General features: G+C 62.4%; 23 protein-coding genes and 1 tRNA gene. 5 read left to right on the top strand and 19 right to left on the bottom strand.

Annotation, left to right across the window (positions count from 1 at the left end):
• Positions 1-5: 5 nt before the first annotated feature.
• Positions 6-1,271, bottom strand: coding sequence for a YbfB/YjiJ family MFS transporter (locus PanNE5_RS15220; RefSeq protein WP_261938304.1), 1,266 nt, complete (start codon positions 1,269-1,271; stop codon positions 6-8).
• Between the two features lie 373 nt (positions 1,272-1,644).
• Entirely contained in the window at positions 1,645-4,269 is a 2,625-nt protein-coding gene (alaS, locus tag PanNE5_RS15215; protein WP_017231883.1) for an alanine--tRNA ligase, read from the bottom strand.
• A gap of 243 nt (positions 4,270-4,512) precedes the next feature.
• On the opposite strand from alaS, the gene PanNE5_RS15210 reads away from it, so the two are divergent.
• The 5 genes from PanNE5_RS15210 to PanNE5_RS15190 all read left to right on the top strand — a co-directional run bounded on the left by PanNE5_RS15210 (position 4,513) and on the right by PanNE5_RS15190 (position 7,819).
• Positions 4,513-5,736, top strand: coding sequence for a CaiB/BaiF CoA transferase family protein (locus PanNE5_RS15210; RefSeq protein ID WP_261938303.1), 1,224 nt, complete (start codon positions 4,513-4,515; stop codon positions 5,734-5,736).
• Between the two features lie 158 nt (positions 5,737-5,894).
• Positions 5,895-5,969, top strand: a tRNA-Arg gene (locus tag PanNE5_RS15205).
• Between the two features lie 719 nt (positions 5,970-6,688).
• Entirely contained in the window at positions 6,689-7,126 is a 438-nt protein-coding gene (locus tag PanNE5_RS15200) for a hypothetical protein (RefSeq protein ID WP_261938302.1), read from the top strand.
• Positions 7,127-7,247: 121 nt separating this feature from the next.
• Positions 7,248-7,505 carry a hypothetical protein gene (locus tag PanNE5_RS15195; RefSeq protein ID WP_261938301.1) on the top strand — a complete coding sequence of 86 codons (258 nt, stop codon included), beginning with the start codon at positions 7,248-7,250 and terminating at the stop codon, positions 7,503-7,505.
• Between the two features lie 14 nt (positions 7,506-7,519).
• Positions 7,520-7,819 (top strand): hypothetical protein, encoded by a 300-nt coding sequence (locus tag PanNE5_RS15190; protein WP_261938300.1) that lies wholly within the window; start codon positions 7,520-7,522, stop codon positions 7,817-7,819.
• An 85-nt stretch (positions 7,820-7,904) separates the two neighbouring features.
• On the opposite strand, the gene PanNE5_RS15185 is transcribed toward PanNE5_RS15190, so the two are convergent.
• The 17 genes from PanNE5_RS15185 to PanNE5_RS15105 all read right to left on the bottom strand — a co-directional run bounded on the left by PanNE5_RS15185 (position 7,905) and on the right by PanNE5_RS15105 (position 19,988).
• Positions 7,905-8,300 (bottom strand): DUF1353 domain-containing protein, encoded by a 396-nt coding sequence (locus PanNE5_RS15185; protein WP_261938299.1) that lies wholly within the window; start codon positions 8,298-8,300, stop codon positions 7,905-7,907.
• The gene (locus PanNE5_RS15180; RefSeq protein WP_261938298.1) at positions 8,297-8,725 is read right to left on the bottom strand and encodes a hypothetical protein; all 429 of its coding nucleotides are present in this window, start codon (positions 8,723-8,725) and stop codon (positions 8,297-8,299) included. Before PanNE5_RS15180 ends, PanNE5_RS15185 begins: the two co-directional genes overlap by 4 nt.
• A 10-nt stretch (positions 8,726-8,735) precedes the next feature.
• Positions 8,736-9,050: a hypothetical protein gene (locus PanNE5_RS15175; protein WP_261938297.1), complete on the bottom strand. Its 315-nt coding sequence runs from the start codon at positions 9,048-9,050 to the stop codon at positions 8,736-8,738.
• Positions 9,047-9,262, bottom strand: coding sequence for a hypothetical protein (locus PanNE5_RS15170; protein ID WP_261938296.1), 216 nt, complete (start codon positions 9,260-9,262; stop codon positions 9,047-9,049). The genes PanNE5_RS15175 and PanNE5_RS15170 overlap by 4 nt, the downstream gene beginning before the upstream one ends.
• Positions 9,259-9,774: a hypothetical protein gene (locus PanNE5_RS15165; RefSeq protein WP_261938295.1), complete on the bottom strand. Its 516-nt coding sequence runs from the start codon at positions 9,772-9,774 to the stop codon at positions 9,259-9,261. The genes PanNE5_RS15170 and PanNE5_RS15165 overlap by 4 nt, the downstream gene beginning before the upstream one ends.
• A gap of 61 nt (positions 9,775-9,835) precedes the next feature.
• Positions 9,836-10,069 carry a hypothetical protein gene (locus tag PanNE5_RS15160; RefSeq protein WP_261938294.1) on the bottom strand — a complete coding sequence of 78 codons (234 nt, stop codon included), beginning with the start codon at positions 10,067-10,069 and terminating at the stop codon, positions 9,836-9,838.
• A 71-nt stretch (positions 10,070-10,140) separates the two neighbouring features.
• Entirely contained in the window at positions 10,141-10,599 is a 459-nt protein-coding gene (locus tag PanNE5_RS15155; protein WP_261938293.1) for a glycoside hydrolase family 73 protein, read from the bottom strand.
• Positions 10,596-10,934: a hypothetical protein gene (locus PanNE5_RS15150; RefSeq protein WP_261938292.1), complete on the bottom strand. Its 339-nt coding sequence runs from the start codon at positions 10,932-10,934 to the stop codon at positions 10,596-10,598. Before PanNE5_RS15150 ends, PanNE5_RS15155 begins: the two co-directional genes overlap by 4 nt.
• A gap of 282 nt (positions 10,935-11,216) precedes the next feature.
• The gene (locus PanNE5_RS15145; RefSeq protein WP_261938291.1) at positions 11,217-11,393 is read right to left on the bottom strand and encodes a hypothetical protein; all 177 of its coding nucleotides are present in this window, start codon (positions 11,391-11,393) and stop codon (positions 11,217-11,219) included.
• 9 nt (positions 11,394-11,402) lie between these two features.
• Positions 11,403-13,118, bottom strand: a complete 1,716-nt coding sequence (locus PanNE5_RS15140) for a hypothetical protein (protein ID WP_261938290.1) — start codon at positions 13,116-13,118, stop codon at positions 11,403-11,405.
• A gap of 16 nt (positions 13,119-13,134) precedes the next feature.
• Positions 13,135-13,806 (bottom strand): hypothetical protein, encoded by a 672-nt coding sequence (locus PanNE5_RS15135; RefSeq protein WP_261938289.1) that lies wholly within the window; start codon positions 13,804-13,806, stop codon positions 13,135-13,137.
• Positions 13,806-14,930: a baseplate J/gp47 family protein gene (locus tag PanNE5_RS15130; RefSeq protein ID WP_261938288.1), complete on the bottom strand. Its 1,125-nt coding sequence runs from the start codon at positions 14,928-14,930 to the stop codon at positions 13,806-13,808. Before PanNE5_RS15130 ends, PanNE5_RS15135 begins: the two co-directional genes overlap by 1 nt.
• Complete coding sequence (locus PanNE5_RS15125) at positions 14,927-15,328, bottom strand: phage tail protein (RefSeq protein ID WP_261938287.1); 402 nt, start codon at positions 15,326-15,328, stop codon at positions 14,927-14,929. The genes PanNE5_RS15130 and PanNE5_RS15125 overlap by 4 nt, the downstream gene beginning before the upstream one ends.
• A complete protein-coding gene (locus PanNE5_RS15120) occupies positions 15,328-15,981 on the bottom strand; it encodes a phage baseplate assembly protein V (RefSeq protein WP_261938286.1) in 654 nt (217 codons plus the stop codon). The genes PanNE5_RS15125 and PanNE5_RS15120 overlap by 1 nt, the downstream gene beginning before the upstream one ends.
• A complete protein-coding gene (locus PanNE5_RS15115; RefSeq protein WP_261938285.1) occupies positions 15,978-17,108 on the bottom strand; it encodes a hypothetical protein in 1,131 nt (376 codons plus the stop codon). Before PanNE5_RS15115 ends, PanNE5_RS15120 begins: the two co-directional genes overlap by 4 nt.
• Positions 17,101-18,060, bottom strand: a complete 960-nt coding sequence (locus tag PanNE5_RS15110) for a hypothetical protein (protein WP_261938284.1) — start codon at positions 18,058-18,060, stop codon at positions 17,101-17,103. The genes PanNE5_RS15115 and PanNE5_RS15110 overlap by 8 nt, the downstream gene beginning before the upstream one ends.
• Positions 18,057-19,988, bottom strand: a complete 1,932-nt coding sequence (locus tag PanNE5_RS15105) for a hypothetical protein (protein WP_261938283.1) — start codon at positions 19,986-19,988, stop codon at positions 18,057-18,059. The genes PanNE5_RS15110 and PanNE5_RS15105 overlap by 4 nt, the downstream gene beginning before the upstream one ends.
• Positions 19,989-20,147: the final 159 nt, after the last annotated feature.

The following is a 20,147-nucleotide window of genomic DNA, read 5'->3' as shown; positions in this document are numbered from 1 at the left end:
GCGCATCAAGGTGCGCGCTCGAGCGAGCGTCGCCAGTCCCATACGAAGCCGATCGCCCCGAACACCAGCGCGCCACTCGCACATAGCAGTGCTGCCGTGAAGTTACCGGTCGCCGCGACCAGAGGCGCCGCGACCAGCGGTCCAACGATCTGCCCGATCCCGTAGGATGCCGTCACCAGGCCGATCAGACCATTGGCATTGTCCCCACGCAGGCGTCGGCACTCGCGCACCGCGTACACGGTAATCGCCGTGAACGGCAGTCCGACCAGCACGCTACCCACCGCGAACCCCACGACGTTCGGCAGCACGATGCCGATGCCAACGCCCACCCCTTGCGTGACATAGCATGCCGCGAGCAGTAGACGATTGTCCCAGGCCTGTGGCGCCCGTGCACCGATGATCGCACCGGGCATCACCATGAGGCCGAGCAACGGAAAGAAGAGATCCGGCCACGGAGAGCCAGGCAGCGCCTGCCGCGCAATCACCGGAAGGAAGGTGGCGGTGATGATGTAGCCGAAGCCGGCAAATCCGTAGAGCACCGTGACGGGAATCACCGTCTCGCCGCTGCCATGATTGACGGCATGCGCCGCGGTTTGCGCCTGTGCGGCGTGCGTAGCGTGCCCGGGGTTTGCCGCGCCAGCTGCCGTCGCGGGTGCGGGGCCATCCGGCTCGAAGGTGCGCCAGATCAACGCGAGCAGCGCCAGCGCCAGCCCCCCGCACAGCAGCCAACCACCGCGCGCAGGCCACGCGAGCGAGCTGTTCAGGCTCGCGAGCAGCCCCGTCACCACGATGCCGGCGCCGGGGCCCGCGAAAATCACGCCCCCCAGACTCGGCATGTGTAGCTCACCGAGCTTTCGGAAGGCCCAGCCGGCCGAAAACACCATCGCCCAGGCACTCATGATCCCCGCCAGCGTACGCACGACGGCCCACACGGCGAACGAATCGAGCAGGCCCATGGCGAGCGTCAGCACGACCGTGAGCGCCAGTGCGAAACGCACGATGCGCGTCGGGGTGAAGCGCAGCCACATACACGACAGCGCGCCGACGAAGTAGCCCGCATAGTTGAGCGACGCGAGCCAACTGCCGTGTTGAATGTCGGTGAGGTGCTCATGCAGCATCAGCGGCAGCATCGGCGTGAACGCGAAGCGGCCAATCCCCATGGCAATGGCGAGCGCGAGCATGCAAGACAGCGCAATGCGCCACGCCGCGCGCTCAGGGGACGGCTGGCGCGACGAGATGGCGCGGTCGGATTCGGTGAAAGTGGCGGGCATAACGGTAGCGGGGGAAAATCGCGCGACGACACGCGAGGTCTGCCGAATACTTTACATGCAAACCATCAGGACAAGCGGGGGTTCCCCTGTGGCATCAGGGGCAATGCGCGGCATTTTCCGTGCGCGTCCGCCTGAATCCTTTCGCTTGCGAAACACTGACCTCTCCCGCTTACAGATCCTTTCGAATACCGAAACTGTACTGCTGGGGCATCAGGCCACATGATAAAAAAACCCCAAGGGTCGGATCGCGATCCAACGCTTGGGGTTCTGTGCAACTTGCGTGCGGCAAGCGGCAAGCGCGATCCCGACGCGCTACCGGGGCTGGCAGGTCCCACAGCGAGCCGCGACGGACACCGCCGCGCTCGCCTCACCGTTACAGCTTGCCAGCCACCCAGCCCTGCACACCGGCGAGCGCCTGCGACAACTGCGACGGATCGGTACCACCGGCCTGCGCCATGTCGGGACGACCACCGCCCTTGCCGCCGACCTGTTGCGCGACGAAGTTGACCAGCTCACCCGCCTTGACCTTGCTGGTGGCGTCGGCCGTCACGCCGGCGATCAGGCTGACCTTGCCGCCCTCGACCGCCGCGAGCACGATTGCCGCGCTGCCCAGCTTGTCCTTGAGCTTGTCCATCGTCTCGCGCAGCGACTTGACGTCGGCGCCTTCGAGTTGCGCGGCCAGCACCTTCAGACCGCTCACATCGACGGCCTTCTCGAGCAATTCGTCGCCCTGGCTCGACGCCAGCTTAGACTTGAGTGCCGCCAGTTCCTTTTCCAGCGACTTGACCTGTTCCTGCACCTGCGCGATGCGTGGCGTCAGTTCGGCCGGCTGGGTCTTGAGCGCCGCAGCCGCTTCGTTGACCTGATCGTCGAGCTTCTGCACGAAACGCACCGAGTTGTCGCCGGTGATCGCTTCCACGCGGCGAATACCGGCGGCGACGCCCCCTTCCATCACGATCTTGAACAGGCCGATGTCGCCCGTGCGCGCCACGTGCGTACCGCCGCACAGTTCGCGCGACGTGCCGATATCGAGCACCCGCACTTCGTCGCCGTACTTCTCACCGAACAGCGCCATCGCGCCGCCCTTCACCGCGTCGTCAAACGACATCACGGCGGCCTGCGTCGGAGCATTGGCCAGCACTTCGGCGTTGACGATGTCCTCCACACGACGGATGTCGTCGGCCGTCATCGCGGCATTGTGGGCAAAGTCGAAACGGGTCTTGTCGGCGTCGACGAGCGAGCCCTTCTGTTGCACGTGGCCGCCCAGCACTTCGCGCAGCGCCTTGTGCATCAGGTGCGTTGCGGAGTGGTTGCGAACGGTGCGTGCGCGACGCACGGCATCGACCTGCGCCGTGACCGCCGCGCCCACGGTCAATTCACCCGATTCCAGCTTGCCGTAGTGACCGAAGACGTCAGCCTGAATCTTCTGCGTGTCCGACACACCGAAGCGGGCGCTGCCCGCCGTAATCAGCCCTTGATCGCCCACCTGGCCGCCCGACTCTGCGTAGAAAGGCGTGGTATCGAGCACTACGATGCCCTGCTGCCCGGCGGCGAGCTTGTTCACACTCGTGCCGTCGACGTAGAGCGCGGTCACCTTCGCGCCGTCGAGCGCGAGCTTGTCGTAGCCCTGGAAGCGCGTCTTGTCGCCGTTGTATTCGAGGGCCGTCGCCATCTTGAACTTGCCGGCGGCACGCGCCTGTTCGCGTTGACGCGCCATGGCGGCGTCGAAGCTCGCTTCGTCCACGGTGATGCTGCGCTCGCGGCAGACGTCCGCCGTCAGGTCGAGCGGGAAGCCGTACGTATCGTGCAGTTTGAAGGCGAGTTCGCCGTCGAGCGTAGTCACGCCGCGCTTGGCCAGATCGGCCAGGGCGCCGTCGAGAATCTCCATGCCGTTCTCGATGGTCTCGCCAAAGCGTTCCTCTTCCTGCTTGAGCACGTCGGTCACGCGCTGCTGCGCCTGCGCCAGTTCCGGATAGGCCGCGCCCATCTCGGCGACCAGGTCGGGCACGAGCTTGTAGAAAAACGGCGTCTTGCAGCCGAGCTTGTAACCGTGGCGGATCGCACGGCGGATGATTCGGCGCAGCACATAGCCGCGGCCTTCATTGCCCGGAATCACGCCGTCGACGATCAGGAACGAGCACGCGCGGATGTGATCGGCGATCACCTTGAGCGAGTTCGCGGCGAGATCGGTCACGCCGGTCTCACGGCCGGCCGCCTTGATCAGGTGCTGGAACAGGTCGATCTCGTAGTTGCTGTGTACGTGTTGCAGCACGGCCGCGATACGCTCCAGCCCCATACCGGTATCCACGCACGGCTTGGGCAGCGGCGTCATGTTGCCCTGCTCGTCGCGGTTGAACTGCATGAACACGAGGTTCCAGACTTCGATATAGCGGTCGCCGTCTTCTTCCGGCGATCCGGGCGGGCCGCCCCACACGTCTGCGCCGTGGTCGAAGAAAATTTCCGAGCACGGGCCGCACGGACCGGTGTCGGCCATCTGCCAGAAGTTGTCCGACGCGTAACGCGCGCCCTTGTTGTCGCCGATGCGGATGATGCGCTCGGTCGGCACGCCGACTTCCTTTGCCCAGATGTCGTAGGCTTCGTCGTCTTCCTGGTAGACGGTCACCCACAGCTTGTCCTTGGGCAGTTTGTAGACGTCCGTCAGCAGTTCCCAAGCGTATTGAATGGCTTCGCGCTTGAAGTAATCGCCGAACGAGAAGTTGCCCAGCATTTCGAAGAACGTGTGATGGCGGGCCGTGTAGCCGACGTTTTCGAGGTCGTTGTGCTTGCCGCCCGCGCGCACGCTGCGCTGGGCCGTGGTCGCGCGCTTGTAGGGGCGCGTTTCGAGACCGAGGAAGACGTCCTTGAACTGCACCATGCCGGAGTTCGTGAACAGCAGCGTGGGGTCGTTGGACGGCACGAGGCTCGACGAGCGCACGATGGTGTGCCCCTTCGACTCGAAGAAGGTGAGGAATTTTTCCCGAATGTCTGCGACTTTCATAGCGTGCGAAGGAGCGTGGGGACCGGGCCAGTCAAGCTGGGCGGGGTATTTTGCAAACTTTTGATTATACGGGAAATCAGTCCCCCCACAGCGCCCAGCCAACAACCGCACTGCGAAACGGCGCTGGTCAGTTGCGCATTGCACACCGTAGACTTCAACGCGCTAGTTCCGCAATGCAAAACAATGTTCCGATCACAACGTCGGGACAGCAATCAGACGATGAAATCGAGGAGAGAGCGGACGATGGGTGCGCTGAGTCATATCCGGGTGTTGGACCTTTCGCGCGTGTTGGCCGGCCCATGGGCCACACAGAATCTGGCCGATCTGGGCGCGGACGTGATCAAGGTCGAGCGCCCCGGTGTCGGGGACGACACTCGCCGATGGGGGCCGCCTTATCAGCGTGACGCCGACGGACGCGAGACGGGCGAAGCCGCCTACTACCTCGCCGCAAACCGCAACAAGCGCTCGCTCACGTTGGATATCGCCTCTGGCGAAGGGCAGGCGATCGTCAAGGCATTGGCGGCGCAGAGCGACGTGATCGTCGAGAACTATAAAGTTGGTCAGTTGGCGAAATACGGGCTGGATTACGCGTCGTTGCGCGCCATCAAGCCCGATCTCGTCTATTGCTCGGTGACAGGCTTCGGCCAAGATGGCCCCTACGCGTCGCGCGCGGGCTACGACTTCATCGTGCAGGGGATCGGGGGCTTCATGAGCATTACGGGCGAGCGTGACGGCCTGCCGGGCGGCGGCCCACAGAAGGCGGGCGTCGCGATTGCCGATCTGATGACCGGGATGTACGCGACCATCGCCATCATGGCAGCGCTCACGCATCGTGACCGCACGGGAGTCGGTCAATACATCGACATGGCGCTGCTCGACACGCAGGTGGCGATGCTGGCGAACATGAACACGAATTATCTCGCAAGCGGCGAGGCACCGGTTCGCTGGGGCAATGCGCATCCGAACATCGTGCCGTACCAGACATTCCAGACGGCGGACGACGGCTGGATCATCGTGGCGGTGGGCAACGACGGCCAGTTCCGCAAGTTCGTGGAGGCTGGCGGCGAAGCGGCACTGGCGGACGACGCACGTTTTGCGACGAATCCATCGCGCGTGCGGCAACGGGAAGTGCTCGTGCCGATGCTCGCCGACATGGTGCGCAAGTTCGGGAAGGATGTCTGGATCGACAAGCTGGAAGCGGCGGGCGTGCCATGCGGGCCGATCAACACGTTGCCGGAGGTGTTCGCGAATCCGCAGGTGAAGGCGCGCGGCATGGAAGTGGCGTTGCCGCATCCGTCTGGGGGTGTCGCCCGGGTGGTCGCGAGTCCCATGAAGATGAGCGAGACGCCGCCGATCGCGCGCACCGCGCCGCCCACGTTGGGGCAGCACAGCGACGACATCCTGCGTGAACGCCTCGGCTTCGACGACGCCAGGATCGAGCAGCTGCGCGCCGAGGGTGTGGTTTGACACTGCCACGCCCGCATACACAACCGACGTGTTCGGCGACGCGTCAGCGGCATGAGCCAGATCGCGATCGCTGCTTTGACGGTGTCGCGCAAGGTCTTTTTGTTATACTCTTGCGCTCGCGAGACTGAAGGATGCCTGCGTCAAACCGTCATCGCGCCCTCCCTGTAGTTCAATGGATAGAACGAGTGCCTCCTAAGCGCTAGATACAGGTTCGATTCCTGTCGGGGGGACCAGCAGCATAAGGCTTCCAGCGCTCGCTGTGACACGTTTGTGTCAAATCCGCACGTATCATCCTCGATTGTCGGTCTTGACGCTGCGGTCAGCCTGCATCTTGCCCCGGAAGAACGACGCAATACCCAAGATGCCGCCCGTCGCCGCCCCTGCGAATGATTGGGGCGAAATAGTCCTTGTAGACCTCGCCCCTCCACTCAGCCGCCGGCGCGGCGATGCAGTACTTGTCACTGAACAACTGCCGATCCGGAACGCGGTAGTTCGTGCACACTTGGGCCTCCAATTAGCGCGTGTTTGCCCAACACATTAGGCAACGAGAACTTCGAGAATAAGGACAAACATGTGCCTATTCTTGAAACAGCGCACTTTGACCATATGTTACGATCATGCAAAACGCATACGGGTCCACAGGGCATTGCATGCATATTCGATATGAGAAAATCACATACTGAGGTCGGGCAATGGCGATTTTCGTCGTAATTCCAACGCGCTCCGATCACAAGCTTCAGCCGGTTCTTGCCGAACATTTCCCTGAGCAGCATTACAAACTTCCGCAGGGCGAGTACCTCATACAGTTTTCAGGGACTACGCAAGAGCTGTCAGAGAAGCTAGGGATCACTGGTGGAGAAAACGGGACTGCGGTCGTAGCGGCTATTTCATCGTACTATGGCCGCGCTCCGGCTGACATTTGGGAGTGGTTGAAATCACGGTGGAGCTGAGCATGGCTGGCCGACAAAAACAATATGATCGAGGCGACAGCGAACCGGGGGCTCTGCCGTCAAGCCCGCCGCCATCGTATCCATCGCATGATCAAAGTTTCACCTTACAAGCAATCTTTGACTTGAAATCGGATGTCGCAAAATTGACCTCCGCTGTTGAACAATTGCGGCTGTCCGACGAAAAGACAAGCAAGAAGGTCGGAGATCTGCACGATCTAAAGAATAAGCTTGTAGGCGGTGCGATCGTTCTCGGCGTAGTCATCTCCGCAGTGGGCGGCCTCGTCGCTTGGAGCGCAAACAAAGTGGTGGATGTTTTGGCGACGGCAGCCAAGCCTGTTCTTCAGGGTACCGCTCCTTCCACCGCCCCTACCCCAGAGCCGCCTCCGGTAACTGGCACGGTTCCAGTCCAGCCGACTGGAATCCAGCCCAAGGGGAAGTAACCTTTCTAACATGCCAAATCCCATCTCCCTCGATGGGATTTTTTTCGTCATGTATAACTGTGTTTTCATACAGTGTTTGTGCTAGTTTACCTCCCTCACCAGCATCACGAGGGAGGTCGCCGTGCGAGATCCATTCACCACCCGATTCATTGTCGTCCCGTTCCGCAAAGGAAAAGGTGACGAGCTGCTTCCCGTCGAAGTGCGACCGGCCAGCACGAGCGTCGGCGCAGTGCGTGTCGCGCACTCGATGCGCGAGCGCCACGCCGGCGTCGCAGCCTACGAGGTTCTGCTCGACCCCGAGACTGGTGCCATGGAATCGCCGAAGGTCCTGTTCGAGCACGGGCGAATCCCGATGCTCGACGAGTACGCCGCGGCGTAACTGCGGGGCGTGGTATGCCGTTGAATCCCCGCCCGTCAGACCTGACGATCGACCAACTGCGCAGCCTGTGGCTCACGCAAAAGGATCCCGACGTGCGGCGCGCCATTGAGGAAGTCGCGTTCCGGCGACTTGAAGCACAGCGCAAAGAGAAAGTGCTCAGGGAAGTGGAGTCGCTGTACGTCGTGATCCACCAGGCATGGCGGGAAGAAGTCGGCGACACCCTGATCGCGCTCGAATGGCTCAGGGCCCTGCTTTCCGATCAGCGGCAACGGCGGGGGGAATTACCCGGGATACCGGATGCCCCGAACCGGTAGTGCCCCGCGCTGGCGCGGCGCATGAAAAAGATAAGCAAAGTGATCTTATTTTATTTTTTGCTCACACTGATTATCTTTTCTGGGTTCACTGCGGGCGTGCTGCGACAGTCGTCGACCAATGCGATGCCCCGCCGAGCCGCACGCCCCAATACATTAGCCACGCACGCCACGCGGGCACACCAGACGCGATCGATGCCTCTTTCAAGATCGCGTCGGCGGTCGCTCGGTCGACTGGATGCGTGAAATACAGCCAGTCGTGAAGTGCGCTCGCCTCGTGGGCACTATCTGCCGTGAGCAGGAACGCCACCGGCGCGCGCGGGACCGACGCAAAATCGGTCTCGAAACCGGCTGGCACGATGAACGTCTGACCCGCGACGTCGGACCGGTACACCAGCGGCGCCGTGACACGCCACGTGCCGCGGCCCGAGTTCGTCGCGTCGCTCACGAGCGTGACGGCCAGGTCCGTCAGGAAGCGGCTCATTTCGCCGCCGGCGCCGTTGCGACATCCTGCGGCCACGCCGCGATCGCGGCAGTCAGCAGAATCTGCGCCGTTGTCACGCCGAGAATTACTCGATCCTGGTCCTGCGCGGACAGCGGGGATGCCTTCGCGACGGTGATGATCGCCGGCAGGCCCGCGCTCGCGAGCGTCTGAAGGTTGACGGCGTCGACCGTCGAACCCGACGCACACACTGCACTCACGACCGGCTGTGCGTCGGCAAGCGCCTTCAGCGCAGCGTCGCTCATGCCATTGACCTGCTGCAGGGACGTAACGGCGACTTCGACCGGCGGACATACGCGCGCGGCAACTTCGGCAGGCGATTGCACGGCCTGACCGGTGGTCGAGCAAGCCGCGAGGACGAACGAAAGCACGGCCGCGCACGCGGCCAGAATGGCAAAACGCTTCATGGTGGATTCCTTACGGGGTGGTGAGCTTGATTGCGGCGACCGCCGCGCTGGTGACGGCGGTCGAGATGCTGGAAGCGATACCGCCGCCGGCGGCGATCGGCGCGCTGGCCGACACACCGGTCTCGGCGAAATCGAGTGTGAAACCCGCCGGCGTGTTGCTGACGCGCACAGTGACCCCGCCGACGTCCTTGCTGCTCGAGACAGACGCCGCGCAGCAGATCAGCCGACCGGTCGAGTCGTAGAACGGCCGCACCTCATACCGGGCAGTGCCGGCACACGCCGCCAGCGCCAGACCAGCGGCGCACGCGAGCGCGGCGCGGATCATTGCGTGGCGACCGCGACCGTGCCCGCAAAGCGCTTGCTCAGGGCATTGATCGCGAGGTGAGCGCCCGCGGCCAGCGCGCCCGTGACGAGGGCCGACACGCTGTCGGGCACCGGCGCATGAAAGATCGCGGCCAGGGCCCAGCTCACGGCAGGCTCAAGGGTTGCGGCACTGATGGTGATGCCGCCGGTAACTACGCTCGAAGTCTGGTTCATGTCGTTGCGTCCTTCTCGTGGTGGTGGATGATCTCGGTCGGCGTGAACCGGTAGCCCTCGATCGCGTACTTCTGCGCGATCAGCAGCGGAAGCGGCAGCATGTGGATGCCCTCCCCCTTGCCGATGTGGTGGTTGCGGCAGAGCAACATCCCGTTGACGGTCATGTCGTCCACGAACCGGTACGGGTCGAACGGTTGAGCGCCAAGGAACGCATTCCAGTCGAACGCCTTCGCCTTCTCACCCCAGATGCCAACGCGGCAGTCTTCTGCGAGGCGTGACCAGTCGATCATGTTCGCGGTGCTGCGCTCGATCGGATGGTGATGCGCCTCGAGCGGATGGCCCGTGTCCTGCTCAGTGCCGCCGCAGACGAAACACCGGCCGCTATCGCGCTCGATCAGCGTCTTGCGCGTGCGGGTGAACAGTGCCGTCGTCGTGCGAGGATCATGGCCCGGCAGCAGCACGTCGACGGTCAGGGTTTCTTTCTCTTCGTGGGTTTGGGTTACGTCTGACATATGCCCTCGGAAATAAACAAACCGCCCGAAGGCGGTTTCGTTGGCGCAGGTCGCAGACGGATCAGCCGGGGGCCGGAGAGAAGTCGACGTAGTAGAACTTGCCCAGCTCGAACTGCTCGACGGCAGCTGGGTTGTCGATCTGCAATTCGATCTGGCCGCTCGGCGTGGCCTTGCAGAACTTCATGTCTTCCGGGATCGACGAGTCATACATCACGCCGAACTTCAGCGTTTTGGCGTCCTTGTTCCAGCAGTGGCCAGTGACGGATTGCAATTGCAGTTTTGCGCGTACGGTCATGATTGCTCCAGTCAAAACGCGGAAAAAAGCCACCCGAAGGCGGCTGAAATAATTCGGGCGAGGCCCTGTCGTTACGCCGCATCGAGCGCACTGAGATTGCGCCCCCTGATGACGGCGATGAGCTTCTCAGCATATTGCGGGTCGGTGGCATACCCGGCCGCGGCGATCGCCCGCGCGAAGCTCGGGCCGTCGGCGTACGCGAACGCCGCCTTGTACCGAGGATTGGTCAGCAGGAACGCGGCGTGATCGTCGATGCAAGCTTGCCAGCCCGAGTAGCGGCGCCACTGCGCCGACACGGTGATCCGCTTTCCGGCGATGACCTCGATGGTCGGCATAATGACCGTCGGCCCCTTCCATGCGCGATCGGCTTTGACGCCGAACAGATTGAAGGCCGTCGTCGCGAGCTTCGATGCCCCCCAGCTCGATTCCAGAGCACCTTGAGCAATCGTGAAGCTGGTGGGAATTTTGGTACGACGCATGCAGGCCTGAGCCGCCGGCGCGATGGCTGAGATGAAGTCTTCCGGGCTCATAGCACCGCCATAACAAATTTGAACGTGGCGCTGAGCCAGTCCGGGAATTCGTGGAAATGCCTGTAGTACCAAATGCCGTAGAGCGCGCCGAACGGCGCTACGAACGGCAGAAACACACTGCGCATGAGAAAGCGCCAGGCGGCGGCCAGACGGCAACCAATGCGCACCGCGACGATGCCGTCTGCCCAGGCACTGCGGATGAATGCCGTGTCGCCCGCAACCTGCTGCGTCAACGCCGTGTTCTCAGCGATGGCCATGTCCTGCGCGCTCATGCGCAGAACGACGTGGCGCCGAAAATCTTCCTCGGGCATGTCCATGATTTCGCTCGGTTCCATTGATCCCCGGAAATGAAAAAGCCGCCCGAAGGCGGCGGTGATGTTCTGTCGAATTTGCTGACGGGCGACTGTGGCAAATGTCGCTCTTTCGGCTATTTAGATGACCGACAGCACGAGCCAGTCAAGAACTGCCCCCCGTTCCTGCCGCCCGCAGTGGCAACATCAATTCGTGGCATGTGTGTCTCTGAGAATGCTCCGTGCGGCGGGCAACAAAAAGCCACCCGAAGGTGGCTGATACATTGGGGACGTGCCCTTTGAGTCAGCTTCGTCGGTCCGGACTCGCTAGGCCGCGGGCAACGGCGAATTTCCCGCCGACAGCCACTGTTCGTAGATATCCCAGAAACGATGGCCACGCGGCACGGTCCACACTCCGCCGTCGTCATCCGTGTACCGGATGACGTTTGCCTGCACCTCCATCGTGATGGGGTCTTTCATCTGCTGAAATTGAGTAGTGACCACGATAACCCCTTAGAGACGAGCGTCCAGCACAATGCCGGTACTCGCGGAATTGAGCAGGAAGTAGAAATCACCGGCCGCCGTTGCTGTGGTGAGAATCAGCATCGAGTTGTCGGAACATGCCGATATGCCGGGCTGCGAGCAGTTGCTGACCACCCAGGTCCCCACGATACTTCCGGCCGGCGCCGCCCGCATCCGGGTTCGGTAGAAGGCGTTCATGTATTGGGTGTTCGCGGCGGCCGCGTTACCTCGCATGCCAAGCGTGTAGGTATTCGCGCTGAAACCGATCTTCTGGAATACGCGATCGCAGGCCGGCATATCCTGCGCTACCGGGCGGTATTCGAAGGCCGAGGCGACGGCACCTTCCTCGAGCTGCCACTCGGTGAACCAGAAGTTCTTGGCGGTCACAGCGCCGCACGCGGCCTGCACTTCGATCTCAAGTCCGTTTGACACGTCGCCGAGTGCCACCCCACTTACGAAGGGAACCAGCTTCGTCGGAGTAGCGCTGGGGACGGACGTCACTGGTGATGTCGAAATCACCGTAGTCGACGAGAAGTTGTCGAGCGCATTCGGCTTGCGAACGATGACCGTGTAGTTGATCGCTGCGCCGACGTCATGCTGGACAGCGATCTGGAACTGGCTGGTCTGGTTCTTCAGCTTGAGCGCCTCGGCAGAGTCCATGCGATAGCGCCATGACACTTGGCCCGAGCCGGTCAGCGTCACACCCGCCAACTTGAACGCGTACCCCGCTCTCCCTACCGGGGACGCTGTGTCCTGCGTAATGGCGCCCGCGCTGACCGCGCCCCCAGATGCCCAGCCCGCCACCATATCGACCAGGCCGTACTGCGGGCTCGTCGACAGACTTCGCGCCGTATCCTGCGCAATGTAGGCCCATCCGTTCACCAGCTTGTTTCGCGAAGATGCGGCCCCCGTCGAGCCGACACTAGATTGAAGCTGGGCAAGCGCCGCATAGCGCGCGTCACCCGTAGCTTGGCTGATCTTCTGGGTGAGCGTCTCGGACAAGATAGGCGCACCACTGTATTGCGTGATGTTCCCCGCGGTGATCGTCGTCTGCCCGTTTGCGACCGTCACTACCCAGATCCCAGTCCACCCGGTGTCGGCCGCCGGCGTAACCTGCGTGCCCGTCGGCGCGGCGATGCCAGCCTTTGCCTGAATCGCGACGATCCCCTTCCGAAACGTGTTGCTGGTTTGGCTGCTGTTGTTGGGCCCCTGCCAGGGCTGCGAAGGGTTCGATGCGTTGTAGAACTGCAGTACCACCGGCGTTGCATTGCCAGTCGTCGGATCGAGGCTTACGTCCTGATCCTGATATTGGACTTGGATCAGGTAGTTGATCGCCTGGCCAGCGGTCGGCGGCGGCGGGCAGGACACGAGCGTCGGATCGAGAAGAATCCCCTGCTTAACGATCTGATGAGTAGTGTCGGCAGCCAACGTCCCGAACACCGTGGCCTCAAGCGGGGCAAGCGCGTAGATTTCCCCCGGACCAAGACTGACCTGCAGCGAGGCTGGCGACGTCGGCGCGCACGCCAGCCCATTGGCGATTGTGGACGTCCCGAGCACAGCCGCGGCCAACTTCCCGTGCGCGATCATGTTGTCCTGCGCCGGCTTCGTGAAAAACCACTCGTAGATCGATTGCCCGATCTGGGTAATGAGACGGTTCAAGGATTGCCCCCGAAATGAAAAAGGGCCGCTCTTGGCGACCCTGGTCAATGAAGAAATTCTGTAATCAGCGGATGGCCACCCACATGACCGTGCCCACCGACTTGACAGCGTCGACCGCGGCGTAGATGTCGGCGTCGGACGCCGACGAATGGGTGTAGGACGAAGAGTTCGTGTAGGACGAAGCGAGTGGCGTGTTCAGTGCCGATTGTGACGGCGCGGCGCAGTACGCCGCCCCAGCGGTACCGCCCGTAGCGACGGGACGGAACGCGGTGATCATCGCCGTGTAAGGAACGGCCATCGAGCCTAGCCGAGCGACGCCGCAGTAGCCGGCAGACGTTGGCGAGTTCAGCGCGCCCATGTCCATCGGCCGGTTCGGCTCGAAGATGGTCGGCGCTTGTCCGGTTACATCCTTCAGCACCTGGACCATCGCCGGCCGGGTACCCTTTCCCCGCAGCAGGTTGATGACGATCCGAATACGGAACGAATCATCGGACTGCCCGGGCTCGCGCATTAGCGCCGCCCCGAAGAAGTCCCACGCGATCATGTCGAGCCAGCCGTCGGTGGCCGTCGCAATGCGTGTCTGCTGTTTCGCGTAGGCCCACAGCGAATAGACAAAGCTCAGACCGTACGCGATGCCCGCCAGCAGCGCGTCGAGGATCTCGGCGACGCCCGGGAACCAGGCCGTCGGGAGCAGCGCGCGCAGGCGCTGAAACATGTCCTGTTGGTCGCCCGTCATCACGTCACCTGCACCGTACCGGCTTTGATGGTCTGCTGCGAAGTGGCAGCGAGGTCCGACGTCCCGCCGTTCAGCGTGACGCCGGTAACGTTCGTGACCCCGTCCGATGCCGCGTAGGCGACCTGCGCAAGGCGCGTGAAGCTCAGCGACACGCCGAGTCCGAGCGTGTTGATGTAGTTCTGAATCGCGGCTGTCACGAGGGCGACGGTCGCTGTGTGGTCGTACCCGCTCGCCGTCGCAATCGCCATGACCACGTTGGCGATAACCGTATTGGGCCCGTACACGCCGTATGTAACGCTCAACGGACGCACGTCTTCAATCGCATTGGCCGCAGACGCCAGCAGCGTCGACGAAGGGCTGCCCGTGCCGTCGTCCACGATCACATAGAAGAACCCCGACTGCGCCAAGCCACTGCGCTGCTGGTTTTCGGTGACCGTGGCGCTGACGTTCTGCTGCAGCGACAGCACGGCATACAGAACGGCCGCCTTCGTGGCCTTGGACAGGCTGCCAATGAAGGCGACGAAGCGGGCACGCAGCGCGGTATCGCTCTCGGCATCGACACCGTTGGCAAAGGCAGCGGGGTTAGTCACGGTGTCGATGCCCGGCATGCCCTGCACGATCGTGTTTACCGCCCCAGCAACGACATTGCCGGCGGCGCCGGCGGCTTGAGCAAGCACCGGAACGCTTACTGAAGGCGTGCCGGCGGCCAGAACATAGGCGTTCTGCGTCGCGTCGTACACCGGGTTCGTTGCATCCAGCGTGACCGTGAACGTCTGCGTGCCGTCCCCTGTCTGCACGCCATCGCCGATCGGCACGATGGCGATGCGCGTCGGCGTGAACCGAGCGAACGTCACGAGCCCGCTGGCCGGGGCAGCAGGAATTCGGGTCACCCCGAAATCGGCCATCCAAGAGTCAAGGTCGGCACCGCTCGACGTCGACGCCCGCGTGATGACCAGCAACTGCAGAATCAGCGATTGCAGCCACAAGGCTACGGCCGCGGTAGCCTCGACGACCGCGCGCAGCGTCGATCCGATGGTGAGGTCTACGAGCCCCGCAGCAGCGCCTTGAATGGCCGTCACCTGCTCGCGCACCAGCGTCACGAAGTCTTTCGTGGAAATGGTCATTGATTCACGTTGAAACTGAGGGTGGCGGGCTGGCCGGTGGCCGCGTCCGTATAGCGAATCGACACGCTGACACCGCTCGCGATGGCTTGAACATTGATCACAGGGGCCGGCCGGCGAGCAACTGAGGCTTCACGCAGAATCTGGCCGCGAATTTTGGCGCGGATGCGTCCGGCATCGAGCGTGCGCCCAACTTCGCGCGGCAAGCCTGCCCCGTAATCCAGGTGGAAGATGTAATCGCCGGGTTCCGGCGGCGTGCCGCCAACGGCCGGGCCGCGCGGGTTGGTCATCAGGCGCCGCAAAATACGCTGTTGCGTCTGGTCGGCACCGCCGACGAGCTGCAAATCGCCCGAAGCCGAGACTGTAAGGTCCGAGCCCCACATGTGATTCAAATCGCTCATCAGGATGCCTTGACGGTAGACGTCATGTGCGCCGCCCCCATTTGTTGATTCGGCGCAGCCGTGACCGTCCCCGTCTCGTTATGGGTGTGGCCGTTGAACAGGGCCATGAACGCCGAGGTGATGATGGAAAGCAGCGATTGACCCGCCGCGCCAAGGTTGATGGCCGGCGCGGTGATGTTTGCCTGGCCACCGGCTTGCACGTTCACGTTCCCGGTGGCCTGGATCATGATCGTCGGCGCCGTGGCATCGATTTCGACCAGACTGTTGATCGCGACCTTCCCGTCGTTCGTCATCTTCATGAACGCGCCGGATTTGTGCACCATCCAGTACTCGCCGGATGGCACCGGCATCGCCTGGTCGACGTCATTGAAGAATCGCGCTACCGCTACAGGCATCTCGGCGTTGCCGAGGACGAAATCGACCTTGACCGCGTCTCCAATGGACGGGGCAAACACCACGCCCCACCCTACCCCGACGGCTGCCGCCGCGAGCTGGATCCAGCCCGTTTCCGTCCCCTCGGGCTGCAGTAGCACTTTGACCGCGTGAGCTTCCGGGTCATAACTGCTGATCGTCCCGTCGCGCGATTCCGAGCGCGTGCCGGCATTCATCTGCGCCAGCCCGCGCATCGCGTTCGCAAGCGCATGAGGGTTCATAGGGTCACCGTCGAATCGGGGGCATGGTTTTTGGCGTTCAGCGACATCACGTAGCCATCGGCCATGCTCATTCGGCGAACGACACTGTCCGGAAAATACTTCTGGTCCCAGGCCGTATCCGTACCTGCAACCTCGACCATCGTTGTGACCCCGAGGATCGAGTCGGCGGGCATGCGGGGAATCTGAAGCTTCATCTCATGCGCGATCAGCTCCGTATAAATCTTCTGGGCACGTTCCAGCGCTTGCTCTTGCGTCAGGCCCGGAATTGTGTAGCTGTAGATCTGTGCACCGCCGAATGGCTTCGCCTTGCCCGCCTGTGTCGTCTTGGCCTTGTTCGGGTACGACACCGTGAAGCCCTTCTTCTGCTTGGCGTTCCACGTCCGCACCACGACCTGGATGCCACGGGACACTGTCAGCGCACGGCTGAATTTCATGTCCACGACATTCGCCTCGGGATAGCCCTTCGTGTCGTCCGGTGGTACCCACTGAATCAGATAGGGCGTCGAATCGGGATCCGTCTTCGGCTCGAAGTGCAGTTCCTTTCCCTTGACATACACGACGAACCCCTCGATATGCGCGAGATACGCCAGCAAGTCCCACTCGCTACGCTGATCGGTCAGGTTGACGTGATCGATCTCGTAGTACTTGCCAGCCTTGGCGCTCGTCGCAGTGACCACCGGCGTAATGCCATGACGCTGCGCGAGCTGGGTGGCGATCTGCGACGCGGTCAGGTTCGGCCACTTCTCGGTTGTCTTTGCGTCGATGAATACCGACGTGAGATCACGCCCGACCAGCTCGATCGTGCCGGCCACGATGTCGAAGTCGATATCGTCGACCCGGCCGTACAGTTCGCTGACCAGGTCCGTCAACTCATACCTGTCGGGATCATCTGGATAGCCCCCGAAGAGCTCGACGAACATATCGGGCTGCTTGGAAAACCAGCGCGCGTCGCGGTCGCTCGGCAACATGTCGGCGATGAACGTCACCCGAAAAGTGTCCGCCGAGTAGAAACTGTTCGACTCAGCTTCCCAGCTCACCCAGCCCGTGATCAGCGTGTCATTCAGCTTTACGGCCCCTCGCGCGCGGGTGGCAGAAGCTGCCATCGGCACCTGATTGAGGCTACGCATTGAACACGCCCCCCGTGGGCACGTTGTACGGCGGGATCTTCACCGAGTTCACGCCGTTCAGCACCGGATCGGTGATGCCGTTTGCCGCGGCGATCGTCGTCCACCCCATTGCGTCGCCATACTCGTTGGCGGCCACGCGATAGAGATTGCTGCCGGCGAGCGTCAGGCTCTTCGTGCCCGCGTTGATCGTGCCGAGGTTCTTGCCGAGGCGCCCGACCACCGTGTTGAGCTGAGCCAACACCGGCAGTTGTGTCGCAGCGGTCACTTGCTGCGTCAAGCGCGCGATATTCTGAGAAATCGGGTTGTTCGGCAGAATGCCGCCCAGTGTCGTGACGTTGAGCAGCGTGTTGTTCGTCGACGCAATCAACGTCTGAACCCGCGAGCGCACCGCATTGAGCGGCTGTAGCACCCCGTTGATGGTGCTTTGCGCAGCCTTGGCGAAGCTCGACACCTGACCGATTGCCGTGTTGAGGCCACCCACCAGCGTGGACAGCGGACCATCGCCGACAAGATCAGACAGGCCGCCGATCGACAGCATGTCGTCACTCACGAGAGCGTCGATGCCCGCGTCCGGCACGTCGCGCACCGAGCGCGTCAGGTCTTCCACGACCTCACACGTGATCCGGTACGGCAACTGATGCCAGCGCTCGAAATCCGCCGTGAATTCGCGGATGACAACCAGGTAGTACAGCTCGGACCAGATCAGTTCGATTTCCTGGCCGGACTCTTTCAACGTCTTCAGGTACAGCGCGCGCTCGAGCGCATTGGAACCGAAGAACAGGCCCGACCACGAAAGGGGCATCGGGTCGTCGCCCATCGCCTGCACGTGCCGCACGCCGCCGACCATCTTGTGGACGACAAGCGCCTGCTGGCCGCCGAAGGATATGTGCTCGGGGATTTCGGTGCGCGCAAACGCGAAATCGCCGAGCATGAGAACAGTGTCTGGGGTCATTTTGCGTAGTTCATGCCTACCGGGGGCAGACCGAGGCCGACGTCGTACATGCCCGAGCCGAGCGGCCGGGAAACTTCCCGAGCCTGAATGGCGGAAGTGCTCGATGCGATCTCACGTCGGCCGCTTTCGGTCAGATACAAGCTTGCCTTGAACGGCCGTTGCGACTGGTCCCGAGTCGCGATATGGCGACTTTCGTAACGGACGGCGGTATCGGTCTGCCAGGAAACGGATGGCGTCCCAGGCGTTGCGGGCGACGTCGATTCCTTGTCGTCACCACCAAATGGCAATAGCGACTTCACCCATTTCCATTTCGAGACAATCCAATCGGCCACGGCGCCAAGGGACGACTTCACCATCTCCCAAGCAGCGGTCAACTTCGGCCCTACTTCATCCCAGTTCCGCCATAGCAGGTAGGCGGCCGCAGCGATCGCCGTAACCACAAGGCCGATGGGGTTGAGAAGTAGCGCGCGGCCGGCGATAAGCAGAACGCGGCCCAGTATTGCTATGCCGGAACCGATGAAACCCAAAAATCGCCCGATGATCGGTCCGAGGCCAAGGAACTTGATGATTCCAGCAGTCATCAGCACACGCCCAAGCACGGAAAGCGCAACGGCAACACCGGCAAAGCCGAGGACAATCGTCTTCGTTGCCGCGCCGTTGCGCTGCATCCACTGGGAAATGCCGTCGAGCGAATCCGCAAACTTGATCATGTAGGGGATCAGGCGCGGCAGCACTTCATATCCAAGCCGTGCCTGGACGTTTTCCCACTGCTTATGCATCGCGCCGGATGCCAACTGAGGGTTCGTTTTCAGCAGCTTCTGGTACGTGTCCATGCTGTTGCCTTCGGACTCGACCAGCTTGCGGTCACGCTCGAATTGAGCGGCCTTCTTGATCAACGTCGAAACGCCGAACTCTGCGTTCCGATCGCCAAAGAGCATCGCCGTGGCCGTATCGAAGCCGACGTTGCGGGTCTTCATCAGCTTCTCGATCGCCGGGCGTGCAATCGTGTTCGCCCACTCGAACGGGTTCGACAGAAACATTTCCGTACCGACGATCGACCCCGGCTTGATATGGCGATTGCCCGCCCCACCCCGCCCGATGCCATTCGCATTGACCAGCCCAGCATCGAGCCAGTTGCCGATCATCTTCTCGGGGATCCGGCCGCCCGCGATCGCGCGTCGCATGGTCTCAAGAATCGTACCGGCGGACTGCGCGCCGCCGCTGCCCGTCTTGACCTCCTGCATCAGCGTCGGCAGGTACTTGTAGACGAAATCGTCGTCCAGACGCATCCCGGACGTCTTCGCCGTCTTGAGTGCCATGTGGTAGTCGTGCACATTCAGCGTGCCGCCAAATGCCATCAGCGTCCTGGCCATCATGTCGGCATTGCGCTGCATGGTTTCCATGCTCATCGCGCCCGTATTGCGCAGCTCGATCGCCTTGACCATATCGAAGGCGACGTGCTCTTGCGGTTTGCCGCTCAGGGCTTCCATCACCGCGCGCGTGCGCTGCACCACGGGCAGAATGCCGTAGGCCTCGTGCATGTGATCGGTACCAAAGACGGACCGCAGCTCGCGGATGGCCGACAGGTTTTCGGCCGCACTGCTCGTGAGTACGTCCTTGGACGTCTTCCATGCCGCTCCGGTCGCCTCCGCGATTTCCTTCTGCGACATCCCCGATGCTCCCATCAGGGAAAGCTGTCGCGTATACTCCTTGGACACCTCAAGAGTTTTTCCGAGCGAGCCGAGCATGCCGTCGCCGATTTTCATCGCGGCAAAACCCGCCCCCGCAAGCTTCAGCGCGTTGAGTTGCTTTTCTAGTTGGACCGCTTGGCCGTGCGTCTTGAGGATGTCCTTACCCAGCAACGCCAGCCCCTGCGTGGCCAGATTGACCAGCCGAACGCGGATGCCAATCGAATAGGCTTCAAACATGGGAAAGATTCTCTATCGGATGCAGGAATGGGCCGCTGATCGGTTCAGCTTCGTCCAATACCCAAAGGTCCGCCGTGCACGCGCGGACCGAGTTTCGGGCTCGTGGGCGGGGTCGCTGTTGAAGTGGCTTGTCTTAGCGATTCTGATGTGGTGGCTTTG

Source organism: Pandoraea sp. NE5 (assembly GCF_024363545.1).
GTDB classification, from domain to species: domain Bacteria; phylum Pseudomonadota; class Gammaproteobacteria; order Burkholderiales; family Burkholderiaceae; genus Pandoraea; species Pandoraea cepalis.
The sequence above is the reverse complement of the archived record's forward strand: the minus strand, read 5'-3'. Positions and strand labels throughout refer to the sequence as shown.